Source organism: Bacillus sp. ISL-75, from assembly GCF_018613095.1.
On sequence record NZ_JAGGQX010000025.1, the window covers coordinates 46,785 to 65,270 of the forward strand.

Annotated in this window: 15 protein-coding genes; all 15 read left to right on the forward strand. The window is 39.2% G+C overall.

Annotated features, from left to right (window positions below):
* The first annotated feature begins 48 nt into the window (after positions 1-48).
* The 15 genes from J7E63_RS11610 (at position 49) to argH (ending at position 18,373) form a co-directional block, all read left to right on the forward strand.
* Positions 49-1,665: an ABC transporter substrate-binding protein gene (locus J7E63_RS11610; RefSeq protein ID WP_215012210.1), complete on the forward strand. Its 1,617-nt coding sequence runs from the start codon at positions 49-51 to the stop codon at positions 1,663-1,665.
* Between the two features lie 154 nt (positions 1,666-1,819).
* The gene (locus J7E63_RS11615; RefSeq protein ID WP_215012213.1) at positions 1,820-2,827 is read left to right on the forward strand and encodes an ABC transporter permease; all 1,008 of its coding nucleotides are present in this window, start codon (positions 1,820-1,822) and stop codon (positions 2,825-2,827) included.
* A gap of 17 nt (positions 2,828-2,844) precedes the next feature.
* Positions 2,845-3,744 carry a nickel transporter permease gene (gene nikC, locus J7E63_RS11620; protein ID WP_308161944.1) on the forward strand — a complete coding sequence of 300 codons (900 nt, stop codon included), beginning with the start codon at positions 2,845-2,847 and terminating at the stop codon, positions 3,742-3,744.
* Between the two features lie 141 nt (positions 3,745-3,885).
* On the forward strand, positions 3,886-4,404 hold the full coding sequence (locus tag J7E63_RS11625) for a shikimate kinase (RefSeq protein ID WP_215012215.1): 519 nt from the start codon (positions 3,886-3,888) through the stop codon (positions 4,402-4,404).
* A 51-nt stretch (positions 4,405-4,455) separates the two neighbouring features.
* Positions 4,456-5,220, forward strand: a complete 765-nt coding sequence (gene aroD, locus J7E63_RS11630; RefSeq protein WP_215012222.1) for a type I 3-dehydroquinate dehydratase — start codon at positions 4,456-4,458, stop codon at positions 5,218-5,220.
* Positions 5,221-5,343: 123 nt separating this feature from the next.
* A complete protein-coding gene (locus J7E63_RS11635) occupies positions 5,344-5,769 on the forward strand; it encodes a DUF4395 domain-containing protein (RefSeq protein ID WP_215012224.1) in 426 nt (141 codons plus the stop codon).
* Between the two features lie 267 nt (positions 5,770-6,036).
* Complete coding sequence (gene argC / locus J7E63_RS11640) at positions 6,037-7,074, forward strand: N-acetyl-gamma-glutamyl-phosphate reductase (protein WP_215012226.1); 1,038 nt, start codon at positions 6,037-6,039, stop codon at positions 7,072-7,074.
* A gap of 18 nt (positions 7,075-7,092) precedes the next feature.
* Positions 7,093-8,361, forward strand: a complete 1,269-nt coding sequence (gene argJ / locus J7E63_RS11645; protein WP_215012228.1) for a bifunctional ornithine acetyltransferase/N-acetylglutamate synthase — start codon at positions 7,093-7,095, stop codon at positions 8,359-8,361.
* A 14-nt stretch (positions 8,362-8,375) separates the two neighbouring features.
* Positions 8,376-9,173 carry an acetylglutamate kinase gene (argB, locus tag J7E63_RS11650; RefSeq protein WP_215012230.1) on the forward strand — a complete coding sequence of 266 codons (798 nt, stop codon included), beginning with the start codon at positions 8,376-8,378 and terminating at the stop codon, positions 9,171-9,173.
* Positions 9,173-10,372 carry an acetylornithine transaminase gene (locus J7E63_RS11655; protein WP_215012231.1) on the forward strand — a complete coding sequence of 400 codons (1,200 nt, stop codon included), beginning with the start codon at positions 9,173-9,175 and terminating at the stop codon, positions 10,370-10,372. The genes argB and J7E63_RS11655 overlap by 1 nt, the downstream gene beginning before the upstream one ends.
* A gap of 5 nt (positions 10,373-10,377) precedes the next feature.
* A complete protein-coding gene (locus J7E63_RS11660) occupies positions 10,378-11,454 on the forward strand; it encodes a carbamoyl phosphate synthase small subunit (protein ID WP_215012326.1) in 1,077 nt (358 codons plus the stop codon).
* Positions 11,441-14,668: a carbamoyl-phosphate synthase (glutamine-hydrolyzing) large subunit gene (gene carB, locus J7E63_RS11665; RefSeq protein ID WP_215012233.1), complete on the forward strand. Its 3,228-nt coding sequence runs from the start codon at positions 11,441-11,443 to the stop codon at positions 14,666-14,668. The genes J7E63_RS11660 and carB overlap by 14 nt, the downstream gene beginning before the upstream one ends.
* On the forward strand, positions 14,661-15,638 hold the full coding sequence (gene argF / locus J7E63_RS11670; protein ID WP_215012239.1) for an ornithine carbamoyltransferase: 978 nt from the start codon (positions 14,661-14,663) through the stop codon (positions 15,636-15,638). Before carB ends, argF begins: the two co-directional genes overlap by 8 nt.
* Positions 15,639-15,723: 85 nt before the next feature.
* Positions 15,724-16,935: an argininosuccinate synthase gene (locus tag J7E63_RS11675; RefSeq protein WP_215012241.1), complete on the forward strand. Its 1,212-nt coding sequence runs from the start codon at positions 15,724-15,726 to the stop codon at positions 16,933-16,935.
* Between the two features lie 61 nt (positions 16,936-16,996).
* Complete coding sequence (gene argH, locus J7E63_RS11680) at positions 16,997-18,373, forward strand: argininosuccinate lyase (RefSeq protein WP_215012243.1); 1,377 nt, start codon at positions 16,997-16,999, stop codon at positions 18,371-18,373.
* Positions 18,374-18,486 lie beyond the last annotated feature (113 nt).

Genomic DNA, 18,486 nt, shown 5'->3' on the forward strand with positions numbered 1-18,486 from the left:
TGCAGCATTTATGATAAAAAACAAAAATATAAGGGGGCAAAAAAACTTATGAAGAAGAGGTCTTTTAAACTGCTGTTAATCTCTCTATTAGCCATCAGTATGTTTCTAGTTGGCTGTAACAGCAAAACAAATGAAGAAGCAGGAGGCAAGAAAGATCCTGCCACTGGAAGTGGTTCGAAAAAAGATACACTAGTTTATGGTCGTGGTGGAGATTCTACATCTCTAGATCCGATCACAACAACTGAAGGTGAAGCATTCAAAGTAACAGAAAACATTTATGAAACATTGATTCAATATGGTGATCAAGATACTACTATTAATCCAGGACTTGCTGAATCGTGGAAAGTGACACCAGATGGTTTAACTTACACATTCAAGCTTCGTCAAGGAGTTAAATTCCATGACGGTACTGATTTTAACGCAGACGCGGTTGTTTTTAACTTCGATCGCTGGATGAATGGTAATGCTGACAGCTTCCCATATTACACCATGTTTGGTGGATTTAAAGGGGAAAAAGGACACGTAATTAAAGAAGTTAAAGCTGTTGATGTAAATACAGTACAATTTGTATTATTTAGACCACAGGCACCGTTCCTTAAGAACTTAGCCATGTCACCGTTTGGAATTGCGAGCCCTGCGGCAGTTAAAAAATACGGTGATAAGTTTAGACAAAATCCAGTTGGAACAGGTCCATTTAAATTCGATGAGTGGAAAGAAAACGATACAATTACGCTTGAGAAGAACCCTGACTACTGGCAAAAAGGCTTGCCTAAGTTAAACAAAGTTATTTTCCGCGTGATTCCTGAAAATACTGCACGTTTGAACGCTCTAGCAAATGGCGAGATTGACGTGATGGATGGACTAAACAATTCAGATGAGGCGACTGTTAAATCAAATGCTAACCTCCAAGTAATTGAACGTCCATCAATGAACGTTGGTTATATTGGTTTAACAACCACTCGTAAACCATTTGATAATAAACTCGTTCGTCAGGCGATTAACTACGCTGTCGATAAAAAATCAATCATTGATGCGTTTTATGGTGGGAAAGCCCTTGCAGCGGTCAATCCAATGCCTCCTTCCATCGAAGGCTATAATAAGGCAGTTGAGCCGTATCCATATGATTTAGAGAAAGCTAAGCAATTGTTGAAAGAAGCTGGATACGAAAAAGGATTTGAAATTGACCTATGGGCCATGCCTGTAGCTCGCCCATATATGCCTGAAGCACAAAAAGTTGCTGAAGTTATTCAAGAGAGCTTAAGCAAAATCAATGTCAAAGCCAAAATCCAATCTGTGGACTGGGCAACTTACTTAGATAAAGCAGCAAAAGGTGAATTTGATATGTTCATGCTTGGCTGGACAGGCGACAATGGTGACCCTGATAACTTCTTATATACATTGCTTGATAAAGACAGTATTGGAAGTAATAACTATTCCCAGTACAGCAATGACAAATTACATGACGTTTTAATTAAGGCACAAACAGAAATTGATCAAGCAAAGCGTAATGAACTTTATGAGGAAGCACAAGTAATCATTCATGATGATGCCCCTTGGGTTCCACTTGTACACTCTACACCGTTGTTAGCAGCAGGGAAAGATGTCGCAAATTACTTACCGCACCCAACTGGATCAGAAGCACTAACAAAAGTTGAATTTAAATAACAGACAAGTTTAACAGACCGAATTAATAATGGCTGAAAGGGGAGGGAGCTTAGCCTCCCCTTTTGTTAACTAAACACATTCAGTATTTTTGTAGAAAAATTGTTTAGCTAAAGCATCTAACCAGGCGCTTACGCTTTTCAGTGAGGTGAAAAATTTGTTTACTTATACAGTCCGCCGTGTGTTTTCTTTAATACCTGTTTTAATTGGGATGACTCTCGTGGTTTTTGCCATCATCCATGCTATTCCAGGAAATCCCGCTCAGGTAATTCTTGGGCAAAGAGCGACTGCAGAATCAATTGTCACGTTAACAAAGGAATTAGGGTTGGACAGACCTTGGTACATACAATACGCCGATTATATTAATGCTTTACTTCATGGGGATTTAGGAGTCTCACTCAGGACAAGGGGTCCAATTAACGAAGAAATATGGTCCTACTTAGCAGCAACCGCCGAACTAACAGTAGTGGCAATGTTAATTGCCATCATAGTGGGGGTAAATGCAGGAATTGTCAGTGCTTGGTTCTCCAAATCATGGTTTGATTATGTTGCGATGGTTCTTGCACTGATTGGGGTGTCATTACCGATTTTTTGGCTTGGTTTAATGGAGCAATGGGTATTTTCAATTGAATTAGGCTGGCTTCCAACGACAGGAAGAGAGAATGTTAGAGATCCCGTTGCAGCAATTACTAATTTTTATTTAATAGATACCCTTTTACAAGGAAGATTTGATCAATTTATAACGGTCATTAAGCATTTGGTGTTACCTAGCATTGCACTCGCAACGATTCCAATGGCGATTATTGCTCGAATGACCCGCGCAACCATGCTGGAAGTGATGAAGTCAGATTATGTCCGTACTGCAAGAGCAAAGGGACTGAGCATGTTCTGGGTCGTTTATAAACATTCCTTAAAAAATGCCGTTATCCCTGTTCTAACTATCATCGGGTTGCAAACCGGTCTTTTACTTGGAGGCGCTATATTGACGGAAACAATCTTTGGCTGGCCAGGAATCGGGAGATATCTATATGATGCGATCGGCTATCGAGATTATCCGGTTATCCAGTCAGGGATATTAATTATTGCGGCAATTTTTGTACTCATTAATTTAATTGTGGATCTATTATATGTTTTTGTTGATCCACGAATTAAATATACCAAGTAGAGGAGGGGGATCTTAAAGTGGCGGAACTTGCAAAAAAACCGGTAAATATGGCAACGGTAATTGTTGAAGAAAAGCTGACACCTCCCTGGAAGGAAGCATGGATTTCATTTTATAAAAACCAATTAGCAGTAGTAGGTTTAGGAATTGTGGTCTTTTTTATTATCATTGCTATAATCGCTCCTATCATTGCTCCATATAGCTTTAAAGATCAAGTGTTGGCAGATCGAATGCTCCCACCTTCAAGTGAGCATTGGTTTGGGACAGACGACTTTGGTCGAGATATTTTTTCTCGTATTGTTTATGGTGCAAGGATATCATTGTGGGTTGGCTTTTTCTCAGTTTTAGGCTCAGTTGTGGCAGGGACATTACTAGGAATTGTAGCTGGATATTACGGCCGCTGGGTAGATGCGATTATCTCACGTATTTTTGATATTATGCTAGCTTTTCCAAGTATTCTATTGGCGATTGCGGTTGTTTCTATTTTGGGGCCATCCCTGCAAAATGCTTTGATTGCGATTGCGGTTATTAATATACCGAACTTTGGACGACTTGTTCGCTCCAAAGTATTAAGTGTTAAACAGGAAGAATATATTATGGCTGCCCGTGCCGTCGGAATGAAAGATTCACGTATTCTTCTCCGTCATATTTTACCTAATAGTATATCACCAGTAATCGTTCAAGCTACATTAGCGATTGCCACAGCAATTATTGAGGCAGCAGCTCTTGGTTTCCTTGGAATGGGTGCACAAGCACCGACACCAGAGTGGGGAAAAATGCTTGCCGATTCAAAAAATTATATCACTCAGGCACCATGGACGTTATTCTTCCCTGGGGTCGCTATAATGCTGACCGTGCTCGGATTTAACTTAATGGGAGATGGGCTGAGGGACATCCTAGATCCGAAAATGAAACAATAGACGTAGAGACTCCTGTGTGGGTCTCTTTCTTTTGGTGTCAGGTACCATTAACTTTTGATTAATTAATAATTGTCTAAAATCTCAAAATAGCATTATAATTATGCTTAATAATTTGTTTTACCAATTGGGGGTTTGGCGTAAATGTTGAATAGAAATAAGAGTATTGTTTTTATTGGGTTTATGGGTGTTGGAAAAACTACTATCGGCAAGATGGTTGCTAATAAACTAAATCGTGATTTTATTGATATTGATGAACAAATTGAAAAAGAATACAACATGCCAGTGTCCCAAATTTTTTCTGAATTTGGTGAGAAAGTTTTTAGAGAAAGAGAAAAAAGTTTAATTGCAAGTCTAGCGTCCCAGCAACAAAAGGTTATTTCTGTCGGCGGCGGTGCCTTCCTACAAGAAGAAATTAGAAAGACCTGTTTAGAATCTTGTATTGTTATTCTGCTAGATTTATCATTGGAGGGCTGGAAAGATAGATTAGGTCTGATTATAGAGAGCCGACCTGTTTTAAAAGGAAAGTCAATTGAGGAAATGGAAGATCTTTTTTACAAAAGACAAGATATTTATGTTAACCATCATTTGAAGATTTCAACTGATAGCAAGGATGCAAAAGAAATTGCTGACCAAATTATTGACGAATTAAATTCAATCTAGGGAAAAATAGGTATCAAAACTAATGTAGAATGGGACAAGGAGTGGGAACAAATGACTAAAACAGTAACGGTTAGAGGTCTCGTCATTGGGGAAGGAATGCCAAAAATTTGTGTCCCGTTGGTGGGAGAAACACTCGTACAATTAAAGGAAGAAGCCGAATTTCTAAAAACAATTGACTTAGATGTAGTAGAATGGCGGGTAGACTTTTTTGACCAAGTAGAAGATTTTGAGCAGGTGAAAAAGGCTCTTGCTGAAATTCGCACGTTCCTGCCTACTACACCACTTATCTTTACCTTTCGAAGTCATAAAGAAGGCGGCAATAAGGAAATAACCACTTCTTTTTATTTTGAATTAAACAAGACGGTCGCAGAAACAGGTCTGGTGGATATCATTGATGTTGAGTTATTTAATGATGAAAATGAAGTCAAAACAATAATTGAAAAGGCACATGCAAAAAATGTTTTTGTTATTGTCTCTAACCATGATTTTCATAAGACGCCAACAAAAGAGGAAATTATCTCGCGGTTACGGAAAGCACAAGAGTTTGGGGGAGATATACCAAAAATTGCTGTAATGCCAAATAGTACAGCCGATGTGCTAACCCTCTTAGATGCAACAAATACAATGAACGAACAGTTTGCGGATAGGCCGTTCATTACCATGTCTATGGCAGGTAAAGGGGTCATAAGTCGATTGGCTGGAGAAGTATTTGGGTCTGCTGTTACTTTTGGTGCAGCAAAAAAAGCCTCAGCACCCGGACAGGTAAATGTGAAGGAGTTGCGAAGTGTATTAAACTTGTTACATGAAAGTTTATAATCATTGGAAAAGCACTCCTTGGGGTGCTTTTCTTTTTTAGAAATGATTACTGTACAAATAAATACATTCAAGTTAAAATGACTTTAAGTATATAATTCCAATAAGAAAGGTGGGAATTAAATCGTGACAGAAAATAATCGTTCCATCCCTCGTCCTCTTGTAAGAACAAACCAATGGGTTATTGTTATAAGTGTTGTATTAACTTGGATTTCTAATATTGAGTGGTTTTTATTAGTACCGTTTATTTCGGGTTTACTTGGGCTGCTATTTGGATATAATCCGGTTATACAATTTGCTAAACTATTCTTAAGAAAAGCCCCCAAGTCCTATATCCCTGAAGATTGGGATCAGCAGCAATTTAATCAAAAGATTGCAGTATCATGCCTAGGAATAGGATTTATTAGTTTTTTACTTGGTTGGTCTACTTTAGGTTACGTGTTCACTATTCTTGTCGCCGTGGCAGCGTTTGTAGCCATTCTAGGTTTTTGTGTTGGATGTTTCATTCATTTCCAATGGAAACAATTTAAACATAGACGAACAATCCGATAAATACAAAAGATTTTTTAATATCTAAATAGATTCAATCTTTATATAGAAGTTCTTTAAAAGACAGTGAACTTTAACATGTTCACTGTCTTTTGCATACATAAAGATGTATAAAAATTGTATAATCTACCATTCTATTTTGTAAGCGTTTTCAAAAAAATGGGCAATTATTTTCAATAAAAATAGAAAATTAAGCTGTTTTTTTATTGAATAATTATATATATGTATGTATAATAATACATTATGAATGACACTTAGGAGTTGGGTAAATTGAAGGCTGCAATTATTGGTGGTACCGGTTATGGATCAATTGAGTTAGTGAGGTTAATCAATAAACACCCTTATTTGGAGATTGGTTCAGTTATTTCAAACTCACAATCAGGGTCAAGCTTTAGCGGAATTTATCCACATCTTTCTGAGATTGTTGATCAACCTCTAGAAACCTTTGATGTTGATAGATTGTCTGAAAAGAATGATATTGTATTTTTTGCAACCCCATCAGGTGTGAGCAGTAAACTTTTGCCACAACTAGTTGATAGAGGGATTAAAAGTATAGATTTATCCGGTGATTTCCGGCTAAGGTCTGCTGAAGAATTCGAAACTTGGTATAAACACTCACCTGCTGAGGAGAAATATTTAAACCAAGCAACCTATGGTTTGAGCGAAATTTATCCAGACCAAATAAAGCCGGCCAAATTAATAGCCAATCCGGGCTGTTATCCGACTGCGACTACACTCGGTCTTATTCCGATATTAAAAACAAATTTGGCTGATGAAAAGTCGATTATCATTGATGCAAAATCTGGTGTTTCTGGCGCTGGAAGAGGACTTTCCTTAACAGCCCATTATTCGGAAATCAATGAAAACTTAAAAGCTTATAAACTAGGAGCACATCAACATATTCCGGAAATTGAGCAAGTACTTTCAGATGAGAGCGGTAATCCAATTACCATTTCATTTACTACCCATCTTGTTCCAATGACAAGGGGAATCATGTGCACGATGTACGTGAATCTAACAGAAGAAATTTCATCAAAAAAAATTATAGATTTATATAAACAATTTTATCAAGATTCTCATTTTATAAGAGTGCGGCCAGAAGGAAATGTACCATCAACAAAAGAGGTACTCGGTTCAAATTATTGCGATATCGGCCTACATGTTGACGAAAGAACTAACCGCCTGACCATCATTTCAGTTATCGATAATTTAGTTAAAGGGGCTGCCGGGCAGGCCATCCAAAATGTGAATTTGATGAATGGCTGGGATGAGCGAACAGGGCTTACAGACATTCCAATGTATCCATAAGTAAAACTACTACCTTTTATGTATAGAACGAAGGGAAATTTGAAGGGGGAAATTAAATTGACACAAGCTACATCAACAAATGAAATCGTAATTATAGAAGAAGGTAGTGTGACCTTACCTAAAGGATACAAAGCAGGCGGCATGCATTGTGGAATAAAAAGAAAGAGACTTGATCTGGGATATATCGTTTCAGAAGTTCCTGCAACATCTGCAGGAGTGTATACAACCAACACCTTTCAAGCAGCTCCATTGTTAGTTACCCAGGAAAGTATCGCAAAAGAAAATAAGATTCAAGCAATTATCGTAAACTCTGGGAATGCCAATGCCTGTACAGGAGAGCAAGGTTTACTTGATGCATTCGCTATGCAAAAGGGCTTTGCAAGCGAACTGGGAATACAAGACCATCTCGTAGCGGTTACTTCAACGGGAGTGATCGGGGAACTACTGCCGATGGATAAAGTAAATGCAGGGATAAAACAAATCCTAAATAAAGATAATGAAAATGAAAATAATTTTATGAATGCGATCCTAACAACTGACACTTGTATCAAACATATAGCAGTGCAAATGAAAGTCGATGGAAAAACAGTTTCCATTGGCGGTACCTCAAAGGGTTCTGGAATGATTCACCCTAACATGGCTACCATGCTCGGATTTGTAACAACAGATGCAAACATTGCCCAGGAAGACCTGCTTGGAGCATTGAGAGATATAACTAATCAAACTTTCAATATGATTACGGTTGATGGTGATACAAGTACGAACGATATGGTTTTAGTTATGGCAAATGGCTTGGCTGATAATGAACCACTAACTAAAGATCACCCTGAATGGAATATTTTTAAACAAGGGTTAAAAATCGTTTGTGAGTCACTTGCTAAAAAAATTGCAAGAGATGGTGAAGGTGCTACAAAACTAGTAGAAGTTCAAGTAAATGGTGCCTACAGTCAAAACGCAGCAAGTGCAGTCGGTAAAGCGATTATTTCATCCAACCTAGTTAAAACTGCAATTTATGGAACGGATCCAAACTGGGGAAGAATTGTTACTGCAATTGGCTACAGTGGTGTACCAGTTGAACCTAACGCAATTAAGGTGGCAATTGGACCATTTACAGTATTCGAAAATGGACTTCCGAGCAACTTTGTTGAGGAAGAAGTGAAGGAATACTTAGAGTCGGAAAATGTTAAATTAAGTGTTGAATTAAATCAAGGTAAATATAACGCTACAGCCTGGGGATGCGATTTAACTTATGATTATGTGAAAATCAACGCATCTTACCGCACGTAAGGGAGGACCTGAAAATGAAATATATAGTCATTAAGTGCGGCGGAAGTGTGTTAGATAATCTCCCAAGATCCTTTTATGAAGATATTGTTTCACTTCATGCATCGGGTGAATGGATACCGATCATCGTTCATGGCGGCGGTCCACTAATCACATCGTTATTAAAAAATCTAAACGTCGAAACCACCTTCGTGAATGGTCTTAGGGTAACCAATCACGAAGTGTTAGATATAGTGGAAATGGTATTAAGCGGTTCAGTTAACAAACAAGTTGTTCGGAACATTATCGAAGTTGGGGGAAAGGCCATTGGCGTAAGTGGCGTGGATGGTTGCCTTTTACAAGCTGAACCAACCAAAAATGCGGATAAATTAGGATTTGTTGGGGAAGTAATTGGTGTTAACCACGGAGTAATCGAAGGAATCATTGCCCAAGGAAATGTTCCTGTAATTTCTCCAGTCGGCATCGATGCAGGTGGACAACGATATAACATTAATGGTGATATTGCTGCCTCAGCTATAGCCAAAGCTTTAGGAGCAAACCTATGTTTTATCAGTGATATCCCTGGAATCCTAGTTGAGAAAAATGGTGCTAAGACAAAACTTGATAAAGTCTCAAAGGCAACAATCGAGGAACTGATAAATAATAAGACTATTTATGGGGGAATGATTCCCAAAGTAAAAGCCGCAATTGATGGTCTTGTCCACAAAATACCCGAAGTGGGTATCATCAATGGCTCTGAAAAAAGTAGCTTAATAGATTATACAAATGGTAAAATGACTGGCACAAAAATTGTCTTAGAAGAGGGGATCGCGTAATGTCAATCAATAATTCAATCTCCCTAGCCTCTCCAGTGATGGCAACATACAGTCGATTCCCTGTTACTGTCGTTAAAGGGAAGGGAAGCTATGTTTGGGATGAAAAGGGTACTCAGTATTTAGATTTCACTTCCGGTATAGCGACCTGTAACCTAGGGCATGTACCTGATGTCGTAAAAGAAGCACTTGAGGAGCAATTACAGAATCTTTGGCACTGTTCAAACCTCTATAACATACCGAATCAGCAGCGATTGGCCGCTCTTCTTACTGCCAATAGTTGTGGAGACCAAGTTTTCTTTTGTAACAGTGGGGCGGAAGCAAATGAGGCAGCGATCAAGTTAGCTAGAAGGTATGCTAACAAAGTGAAGGGGAAGGAATCACCTGAAATAGTAACGTTTCAGCAATCCTTTCATGGTAGAACGCTAGCCACCTTATCGGCAACAGGACAAGAAAAAATTCAGCAAGGATTTTTTCCATTAGTATCCGGGTTTAATTATCTTCCTTTTAATGATGAAGAAGCACTAGAACTGCTCTATACACTCGAGCCTGCAGCCGTTCTCCTTGAGCTTGTTCAAGGCGAAGGTGGAGTCATCCCAGCGAACCAAGAATGGGTTAGTAAACTTGCAAAAATTTGCCAAGAAAGAGAAATCCTCCTGATGGTGGACGAAATCCAAACAGGGATCGGTAGAACAGGCACACTGTTTGCATATGAACAATACGGTATAGAGCCCGATGTCATTAGCATTGCAAAGGGACTTGGTTCAGGTTTTCCAATTGGGGCAATTATCGCAAAAGAAGAAGCCGCTAAAGGATTTGACCCAGGAAGCCACGGCAGTACTTTTGGAGGAAATCCATTAGCAACAGCAGCAGGACTCGCGACTGTTACACATATTACTGAAAGTAATTTATTAAATAACGCCAACGAAATTTCAGGGTACTTAGATAAAAAGTTACACGAACTGAAGGAAAAGTACTCTTTTATAAAAGATATCCGCGGACTCGGACTATTAAAGGGGATGGTCGTCGAAACGAATGCTTTAGGAATTGTTCAAAAGGCAATCGAAAACCATCTTCTTATCTTAACAGCCGGACCAAATGTAGTGAGAATTTTACCACCGTTAACAGTAACAAAGGAAGAAATAAATGAATTTATTAAAGCATTGGAAATAACTTTCCAAGGTATTGAGAAAGGCGAGTGAGTATGTTGCAGAATGGATACCTTACTTTGGAAACGGGAGAAGTATTTGAGGGGGTACTAATTGGTGCCGAAAAAGAGTCTCTAGGAGAAGTGGTTTTTAATACAAGCATGACTGGGTATCAAGAGATTATCACAGATCCATCATACGCAGGACAAATCATTACCTTCTGTTATCCCATTATAGGTAATTATGGGGTTAACGCAATCGATGATGAGAGCATCACACCAGCATTATCAGGGGTGATTATCGGTGATTTATGTGAAACACCGAGCCATTATCAATCCGTAAATAAATTCTCGGAAAAACTAAAGCAGGCAGGAGTTCCTGGGATTGCAGGAATTGATACGCGTCTTTTAGTAAAAACCATTCGCAGCCGTGGGACGGTAAAAGGGTATTTAAGCCAGTCCAAGAATGGCGAAATATCAGCACCAGAAAAATCTTCATTTTGGGTGGAGAAAGTATCAACTAAAAAAATACAATATTTCAAAAACCAAGGGCCACATGTGGTGCTCATGGATTATGGATTTAAAAAGTCGATTCTCAACGCCCTGCTAGATGAAAACTGTGCGGTAACAATCGTCCCATACAATACACCTTATGAAAAAATAAAGGCCTTGAATCCAGATGGTGTCCTGTTCAGTAATGGACCTGGGGACCCAATGGAATTAAAAAAATGGTTTCCAGAAATAAAAAAAATAAGTCAGAACTATCCTACACTGGGCATTTGTCTTGGGCATCAATTAATCGCCCTTGCATATGGGGCTAAAACAAAAAAACTAGCCTATGGGCATCGCGGTGGTAATCATCCAGTTAAGGAACTTACGACTGGAAAAGTGAAAATCACAGCACAAAATCATGGCTATGTTGTAGTTGAAGAAAGTATTGACAACAAGGAATTCGATGTCACCTACCGAAACGTAAATGACCGTTCGATTGAGGGGCTAATGCATAAGAACCATCAGATACAAACCGTGCAATTTCATCCTGAAGCCCATCCAGGACCAAGCGATACAGAATATATTTTAAAAAATTTCGTAACTCAGATAGCTTCTATGGGAGAGACTGTTTATGCCATTAAATAAAAGTTTAAAAAAGGTACTAGTGATTGGATCAGGTCCAATTGTTATTGGGCAGGCTGCAGAATTTGATTATGCAGGTACACAGGCATGTATAGCCTTGAAAGAAGAAGGAATTGAAGTTGTTTTAATTAATAATAACCCGGCCACCATCATGACAGATGAAGCCGTTGCCGATAAGGTATATATTGAACCGCTTAACGTTGAAACCATTGAAAAAATCATCAAGAAAGAAAAACCAGATGGAATTATTGGTACACTAGGCGGCCAAACGGGTCTGAATTTAACTGTGCAGCTTTACGAACAAAATATTTTAGAAAAATACAATGTTGAATTATTAGGAACATCTGTTGAGTCTATCAAAAATGGTGAGGACAGAGAAAAGTTCCGTAACTTGATGATTAAAATTGGTGAACCAATTCCAGAGTCCGCGATTATTCACAGCTTTGAGGAAGGCGTGTCCTTTGTAAAGGAAATTGGATTTCCAGTCATCATTCGCCCTGCGTATACACTTGGAGGGGATGGAGGCGGCTTTGCTTATAATGATGAAGAACTGGAAACTGTTCTAAAAAAAGGCTTAGCGGCAAGTCCGATTCAGCAGGTGTTGGTAGAAAGAAGTATCAAAGGCTGGAAAGAAATTGAGTATGAAGTCATGAGAGACGACAATGACACCTGCATCATCGTTTGCAATATGGAAAATATGGATCCAGTCGGTGTTCATACAGGGGATTCCATTGTCGTTGCTCCGTCGCAAACATTAACAGATGTCCAATATCAAATGCTTCGTGATTCTTCTATAAAAGTTATTAAAGAATTAAAGATTATCGGTGGTTGTAACATCCAGTTTGCTCTTCATCCGGCATCGAATCAGTATTACATTATCGAAGTAAATCCAAGGGTGAGCCGTTCTTCTGCACTTGCATCTAAAGCGACTGGTTATCCCATTGCCAGGATGGCAGCGAAGTGTGCGATTGGGTATCATTTGGATGAGATTGTGAATCCGATAACAGGTAATACCTTTGCATCATTTGAGCCAGCGATTGATTATATTGTGGTAAAACTACCTCGCTTTCCTTTTGACAAATTCCCTGAAGCGGACCGGACCTTAGGAACGCAAATGAAGGCAACTGGGGAAGTCATGGCGATTGATCGGACATTTGAAGGGGCCTTAAACAAAGCCATTCGCTCGATGGAAATGAACGTTTATGGACTTTGCCTCGAGGGAAATAAATTAATTGATGAAAAGAACTTGCTTGAACTTCTTAAACAAGCAAATGATCAGCGATTATTCATCATTGCAGAATCGCTTAGAAGAGGGATCTCACTTGAAAATGTTCGACAGTTGACCGAGATTGATCCATGGTTTTTACACAAAATTAGCTCAATCGTTACGTTAGAAACGGAATTAGCTTCCTATAATTGGAGCGATGTTCCAGTTTCCTTGCTTAAGGTAGCAAAGCGAAATAATATTTCCGACAAGCTCTTATCTCAAATATATGCTATTCCTGAAAAGCAGGTAAGAAGCAAGTGGAAAGAACTCAACTGGAAACCTGGTTATAAAATGGTTGATACCTGTTCAGCTGAGTTTGATGCTGTTACACCTTACTATTATTCAACCTGGCACGGGTTTGATGAAGTTGAAGTGTCGAGCAAGAAAAAGATTCTTGTCATTGGCTCTGGCCCAATTCGAATCGGCCAAGGGATTGAATTTGATTATTGTTCAGTGCATGCGGCAAATGCGATCAAGAAAAAGGGCTTTGAAGCGGTTGTTATCAATAACAACCCTGAGACTGTTAGTACCGATTATTCGATTGCAGACCGCCTTTATTTTGAACCACTCGCAGCAGAGGATGTACTTCATGTCATCGAAAAAGAACAGGTGGAAGGTGTATTGATTCAGTTCGGCGGCCAAACAGCTATAAATCTAGCCCATGATTTGGAAGAAGAAGGGATCAAAATTTTAGGTACTACGGTAAAAAATGTCGATCGCTTAGAAGATCGTAAAGAATTTTACCAGTTGCTTGAAGACTTAAACATTCCGCATATAGAGGGTCAAACCGTTTCGCATTCTGACGAATTAATAGAAGCAGCCACTAAACTTGGTTATCCAGTCCTTGTGCGCCCATCCTATGTCATTGGCGGCCAATCAATGTTTACTATTTTTTCAGAAGCGGAATTGAGCCAGTATATACTGCAACTTGAGAAAAATTCGCAAGCAACGATGTGGCCATTATTAGTAGATAAATACTTACCTGGATTAGAGTGCGAGATTGATGTCATATGTGATGGGGAAAATATCGTCGTCCCAGGTATCTTTGAACATATAGAAAAAGCTGGGGTCCATTCAGGGGATAGCATCTCGGTGTTCCCGCCGATTTCACTGTCAGAGAAAATTAAAGAAACGTTAATAGATTATGCAGAAAAAATTGCAAATTCAGCACCAGTTATTGGAATCATGAACATTCAATTTGTTATCTATGAAGGCCAGGTTAATGTGCTTGAAGTCAATCCGCGTTCTTCTAGAACAGTGCCAATCATGAGTAAGGTCACAGGAATTCCGATGATTGAATGGGCGACACGCGTTCAATTAGGAGAGACCCTCTCAGATCTATGTTCAACAAAGGGACTAATGGATGAGCCATCCTATTTTTCAGTAAAAACACCTGTTTTTTCATCAAGTAAACTAAAAGGTGTTGACCATGTGCTAGGACCAGAAATGAAATCAACAGGTGAAGCGCTTGGCATGGGAGTAACCTATCAAGAGGCACTTGAAAAGTCGATTCCTACTCTTGGCTGGCAACAAGGTGAAAATTATATTTTCTGTTCCATTTCTGATCGAGATAAGCAAGCATCACTTCCTATCATTCAAGAACTTGTAATAAAACAATACAAGATTGTTGCTACCGAGGGGACTGCTTCATATTTCCAAAACCATGGAATTGATGTTGAAAAAGTGATTAAGGACGATGCAGAAGTCATTGAACTTTTCCGAAAACAGTCCATGAAGGCTGTCATAAATATACCGAATCAAGGACGAAATAAAATTAAATTTGGTTTCCAGATTCGCGAGCATGCTGTTCGCTACAAGGTACCAGTATTTACACACTTAGATACAATTGAAGCGATAATCGGCCTGGAAAAAGGATCTCAATCCGATTCTGAGGTTCGATCTATGAATGAATATTACAAGTTGGAAGAGAGAGGTGCCGTTCATGGGTGAGGCCATTAAATTAAATGAAATTAGTAATATAAATAAGCCGAAACTTAAAGGAAAGGGCTTTTTACAGCTTTCCGATTTTAGTACAGATGAAATCCTCTATCTTCTAAACGAGGCGATAGAGATGAAAAAGCTCCAAAAACAAGGAAAACCGCATCCGTATTTAAGCGGGAAGGTTTTAGGGATGATTTTTGAAAAATCATCCACCCGTACAAGGGTATCATTTGAGGTAGGGATGCTGCAGTTAGGCGGTCATGCAATATTCTTAAGTTCAAAGGATATTCAGCTTGGAAGAGGAGAAAGTATTTTTGATACCGCAAAAGTGTTGTCGCGCTATGTGGACGGATTAATGATTCGAACGTTTTCACACGATTCAGTCGAAGAATTAGCTGAGCATGCAACAGTACCAGTTATTAATGGTTTAACTGACCTGCAGCACCCTACCCAAGTGTTAGCAGACCTTTTAACGATTCTTGAGCATAAAGGGAAACTGTCCGGCTTAAAGATGTGCTATATAGGGGACGGCAATAACAATATGGCTCATTCTTTAATGGAAGGCGCGATGAAGGTTGGAATGGATATTAGCATTGCCAGTCCACCAGGATATTTGCCTGATGGAGAAATAACAGAGAAGGCAATTAAAGTTGGAAAACAAACTGGATGTAAGCTCGTGATTACAAATGATCCGCTAGAAGCTGTTAAAGATGCAGATGTCATCGTAACAGATGTCTGGACCAGTATGGGGCAGGAAGAGGAAACTTCAAAAAGACTCGAGGCATTCCATGGATTTCAAGTAAATAATGAACTTTGTAAGAATGCAAAGGAGGACTATATCTTTTTGCATTGCTTGCCCGCCCATCGAGGCGAAGAGGTAACAGCAGAGGTCATCGATGGTCCTCATTCAGTGGTTTTTGATGAAGCTGAGAACCGTCTTCATGCCCAGAAAGCAATTTTAAAACTTTTACTAGCATAATTGTTTCCTTTTCCATGAGATTTGTTGTATAATAATTCTATTGGTTGAATAAAAATACACATACAGTAAGAGGAGAATAATAACAATGGCAAAAGAAAAAATCATTTTAGCCTACTCAGGCGGTTTAGATACATCAGTTTCAGTAAAATGGATTCAAGAAAAATATGGCTACGATGTAATTGCATTAGGTCTAGATGTCGGTGAAGGAAAAGACTTAGAAGCCATCAAAAATAAGGCACTGAATGTCGGAGCCATTAAAGCCTATATGATCGATGCTAAAGAATTATTAGCAAAGGAATATATTTTACCAGCATTAAAAGCTAATTGCTTATATGAAGGAAAATATCCATTATCTTCAGCTTTATCTAGACCGCTTATTTCAAAACTATTAGTGGAGGTAGCTGAAAAAGAGGGGGCTACTGCTGTTGCTCATGGCTGCACAGGTAAAGGAAATGACCAAGTACGTTTTGAAGTTTCCATCCAAGCATTGAACCCAAGTTTAAAAGTTGTTGCCCCTGTTCGTGAATGGGGAATGACACGTGACGAAGAAATCAAATATGCTGAGGAGAACGGAATTCCAATCCCAGTCGATTTAGATAATCCATTTTCAATTGATGCCAATATCTGGGGACGTGCTTGTGAGGCCGGAGTTCTAGAGGATCCATGGGCTGAGGCGCCAGAAGCAGCCTTTGATTGGACGAATCCAATTGAACTTACACCAGATGCAGCGGAGTATGTTGAAATTGAATTTGAACAGGGGGTACCTGTTGCCCTTAACGGTGAGAAACTCCCACTTGTTCAATTAATTGAAACCTTAAATGCGCTTGGCGGCAAGCACGGTGTTGGCCGTATTGATCATATTGAAAATAGACTAGTAGGAATTAAATCTCGTGAAGTGTACGAAAATCCTGCTGCGCTAATTTTAATCAATGCCCATAAAGAATTAGAGTTTTTAACTCTAACTCGTGAGGTTACACAATTTAAGACACAGGTTGAACAGCAAATGTCTAAGATCATTTACGAAGGACTTTGGTATTCTCCGATAAAACCAGCACTTGATGCATTTATTAATGAAACTCAAAAGAACGTTTCTGGAACAATTCGTGTCAAGCTTCATAAAGGTAATCATACGGTTGTGGGCAGAAAGTCACCTTACAGCTTATACAACGAGGAATTAGCAACGTATTCCAAAGGTGATGCGTTTGATCATAATGCCGCAGTAGGATTTATTAAGATTTGGGGTCTGCCAACAAAGGTCTATTCAGAAGTGAATAAAAAGGAATCAATTTTAAAATAATTCGGATTGCCCTCGAATCCTTTTTCGAGGGCTGTCTTGTTAGGTTAAGGGGGAGCAATCAATGTCTAAGTTATGGGGCGGCCGTTTTACGAAAGAAACGAATAAGCTAGTTGAGGAATTTACAGCCTCAATTACTTTTGATCAAAAGCTAGCTAAGGAGGATATCGCAGGAAGTCTTGCCCATGTGCAAATGCTGGGTGAGTGCGGTATTATTCCAATGGAGGATGCTATAAAGATTAAGGACGGACTACTCTCCATCAAGAAAATGGTCGACGATAACGCGGTAGAGTTTTTAGTTGAAGATGAAGATATCCATATGAATATTGAAAAGTTATTAATAGAAAAAATTGGTCCGGTGGGAGGAAAGCTCCATACAGGGAGAAGCCGTAATGATCAGGTGGCCACCGACATGCACCTATACTTAAGAACGAAAACAACTGAGCTGATTAAATTAATAGAAGATGTCCAGCAGGCATTAATTGAGCAGGCGAAAGAGAATGTCCAAACGTTAATTCCTGGGTATACTCACCTGCAGCGTGCCCAGCCTGTATCCTTTGCCCATCATTTAATGGCTTATTTTTGGATGTTTGAACGTGATAAAGAGAGATTGATTGATAGTTTGAAGCGTATCAATTGGCTGCCTCTTGGTTCAGGAGCATTGGCAGGAACGACGTTTCCGATCAACCGTGAACGTGTCGCGGAACTGTTAGGTTTTGAAACGGTTTATCCTAATAGTATGGATGCTGTCAGTGATCGCGACTTTATCCTTGAGTTTTTATCGATTGGTTCAATAATCATGACCCATATTTCCAGATTATCCGAAGAGCTTGTCATTTGGTCGAGCCAGGAGTTTCAGTTCGTCGAGTTGGATGATTCGTTTTGCACAGGTTCAAGTATTATGCCGCAAAAGAAAAATCCAGACGTACCTGAGCTGCTACGTGGAAAAACCGGACGGACATATGGTAATTTAATCGGACTGCTCACCGTTCTTAAAGGTCTGCCACTCGCATATAACAAGGATTTACAGGAAGATAAGGAAGGCATGTTTGATACGGTTGAAACGCTTGAAGGTTCCTTAATGTTATTAGCACCGATGATTGAAACGATGACAGTAAATAAAGACGTGATGCGTAAGGCCATTAACAATGACTTTTCTAATGCCACAGATATTGCTGATTATTTGGTAAGAAAAGGTCTGCCCTTCCGTGATGCGCATGAAGTTATCGGAAAAATTGTTTTATATGCGATTCAGTCTAACAAATTTTTGCTAGATCTGAGCTTCGAAGAATATCAGGGCTTTAGTCCATTATTTGAGGAAGATATTTATGTTGTATTGGCTCCTGAGCATGTTGTTGGTGTGCGAAATAGCTTTGGGGGAACGGCTCCAGAGCAAGTGGAAAAGCAAATCAAGCTTGCTGAAGGAAAACTGCACAGATAAATATGAATTTTTTCTAGCCCGCCATATGGTGGGCTTATTTTTTGGGGGGTAATTAGATATATCTACACGTTTCTTCACTCCAATAAAAAGAAATTTCAAATAATATTGACAAC

What these genes read in the sequence shown, in the direction of transcription:
- J7E63_RS11610 (WP_215012210.1), top strand. Translation starts at nt 49, where the DNA reads ATGAAGAAGAGGTCTTTTAAACTGCTGTTAATCTCTCTATTAGCCATC.
- J7E63_RS11625 (WP_215012215.1), top strand. Translation starts at nt 3,886, where the DNA reads ATGTTGAATAGAAATAAGAGTATTGTTTTTATTGGGTTTATGGGTGTT.
- aroD (WP_215012222.1), top strand. Translation starts at nt 4,456, where the DNA reads ATGACTAAAACAGTAACGGTTAGAGGTCTCGTCATTGGGGAAGGAATG.
- argJ (WP_215012228.1), top strand. Translation starts at nt 7,093, where the DNA reads ATGTATAGAACGAAGGGAAATTTGAAGGGGGAAATTAAATTGACACAA.
- argB (WP_215012230.1), top strand. Translation starts at nt 8,376, where the DNA reads ATGAAATATATAGTCATTAAGTGCGGCGGAAGTGTGTTAGATAATCTC.
- J7E63_RS11655 (WP_215012231.1), top strand. Translation starts at nt 9,173, where the DNA reads ATGTCAATCAATAATTCAATCTCCCTAGCCTCTCCAGTGATGGCAACA.
- carB (WP_215012233.1), top strand. Translation starts at nt 11,441, where the DNA reads ATGCCATTAAATAAAAGTTTAAAAAAGGTACTAGTGATTGGATCAGGT.
- argF (WP_215012239.1), top strand. Translation starts at nt 14,661, where the DNA reads ATGGGTGAGGCCATTAAATTAAATGAAATTAGTAATATAAATAAGCCG.
- J7E63_RS11675 (WP_215012241.1), top strand. Translation starts at nt 15,724, where the DNA reads ATGGCAAAAGAAAAAATCATTTTAGCCTACTCAGGCGGTTTAGATACA.
- argH (WP_215012243.1), top strand. Translation starts at nt 16,997, where the DNA reads ATGTCTAAGTTATGGGGCGGCCGTTTTACGAAAGAAACGAATAAGCTA.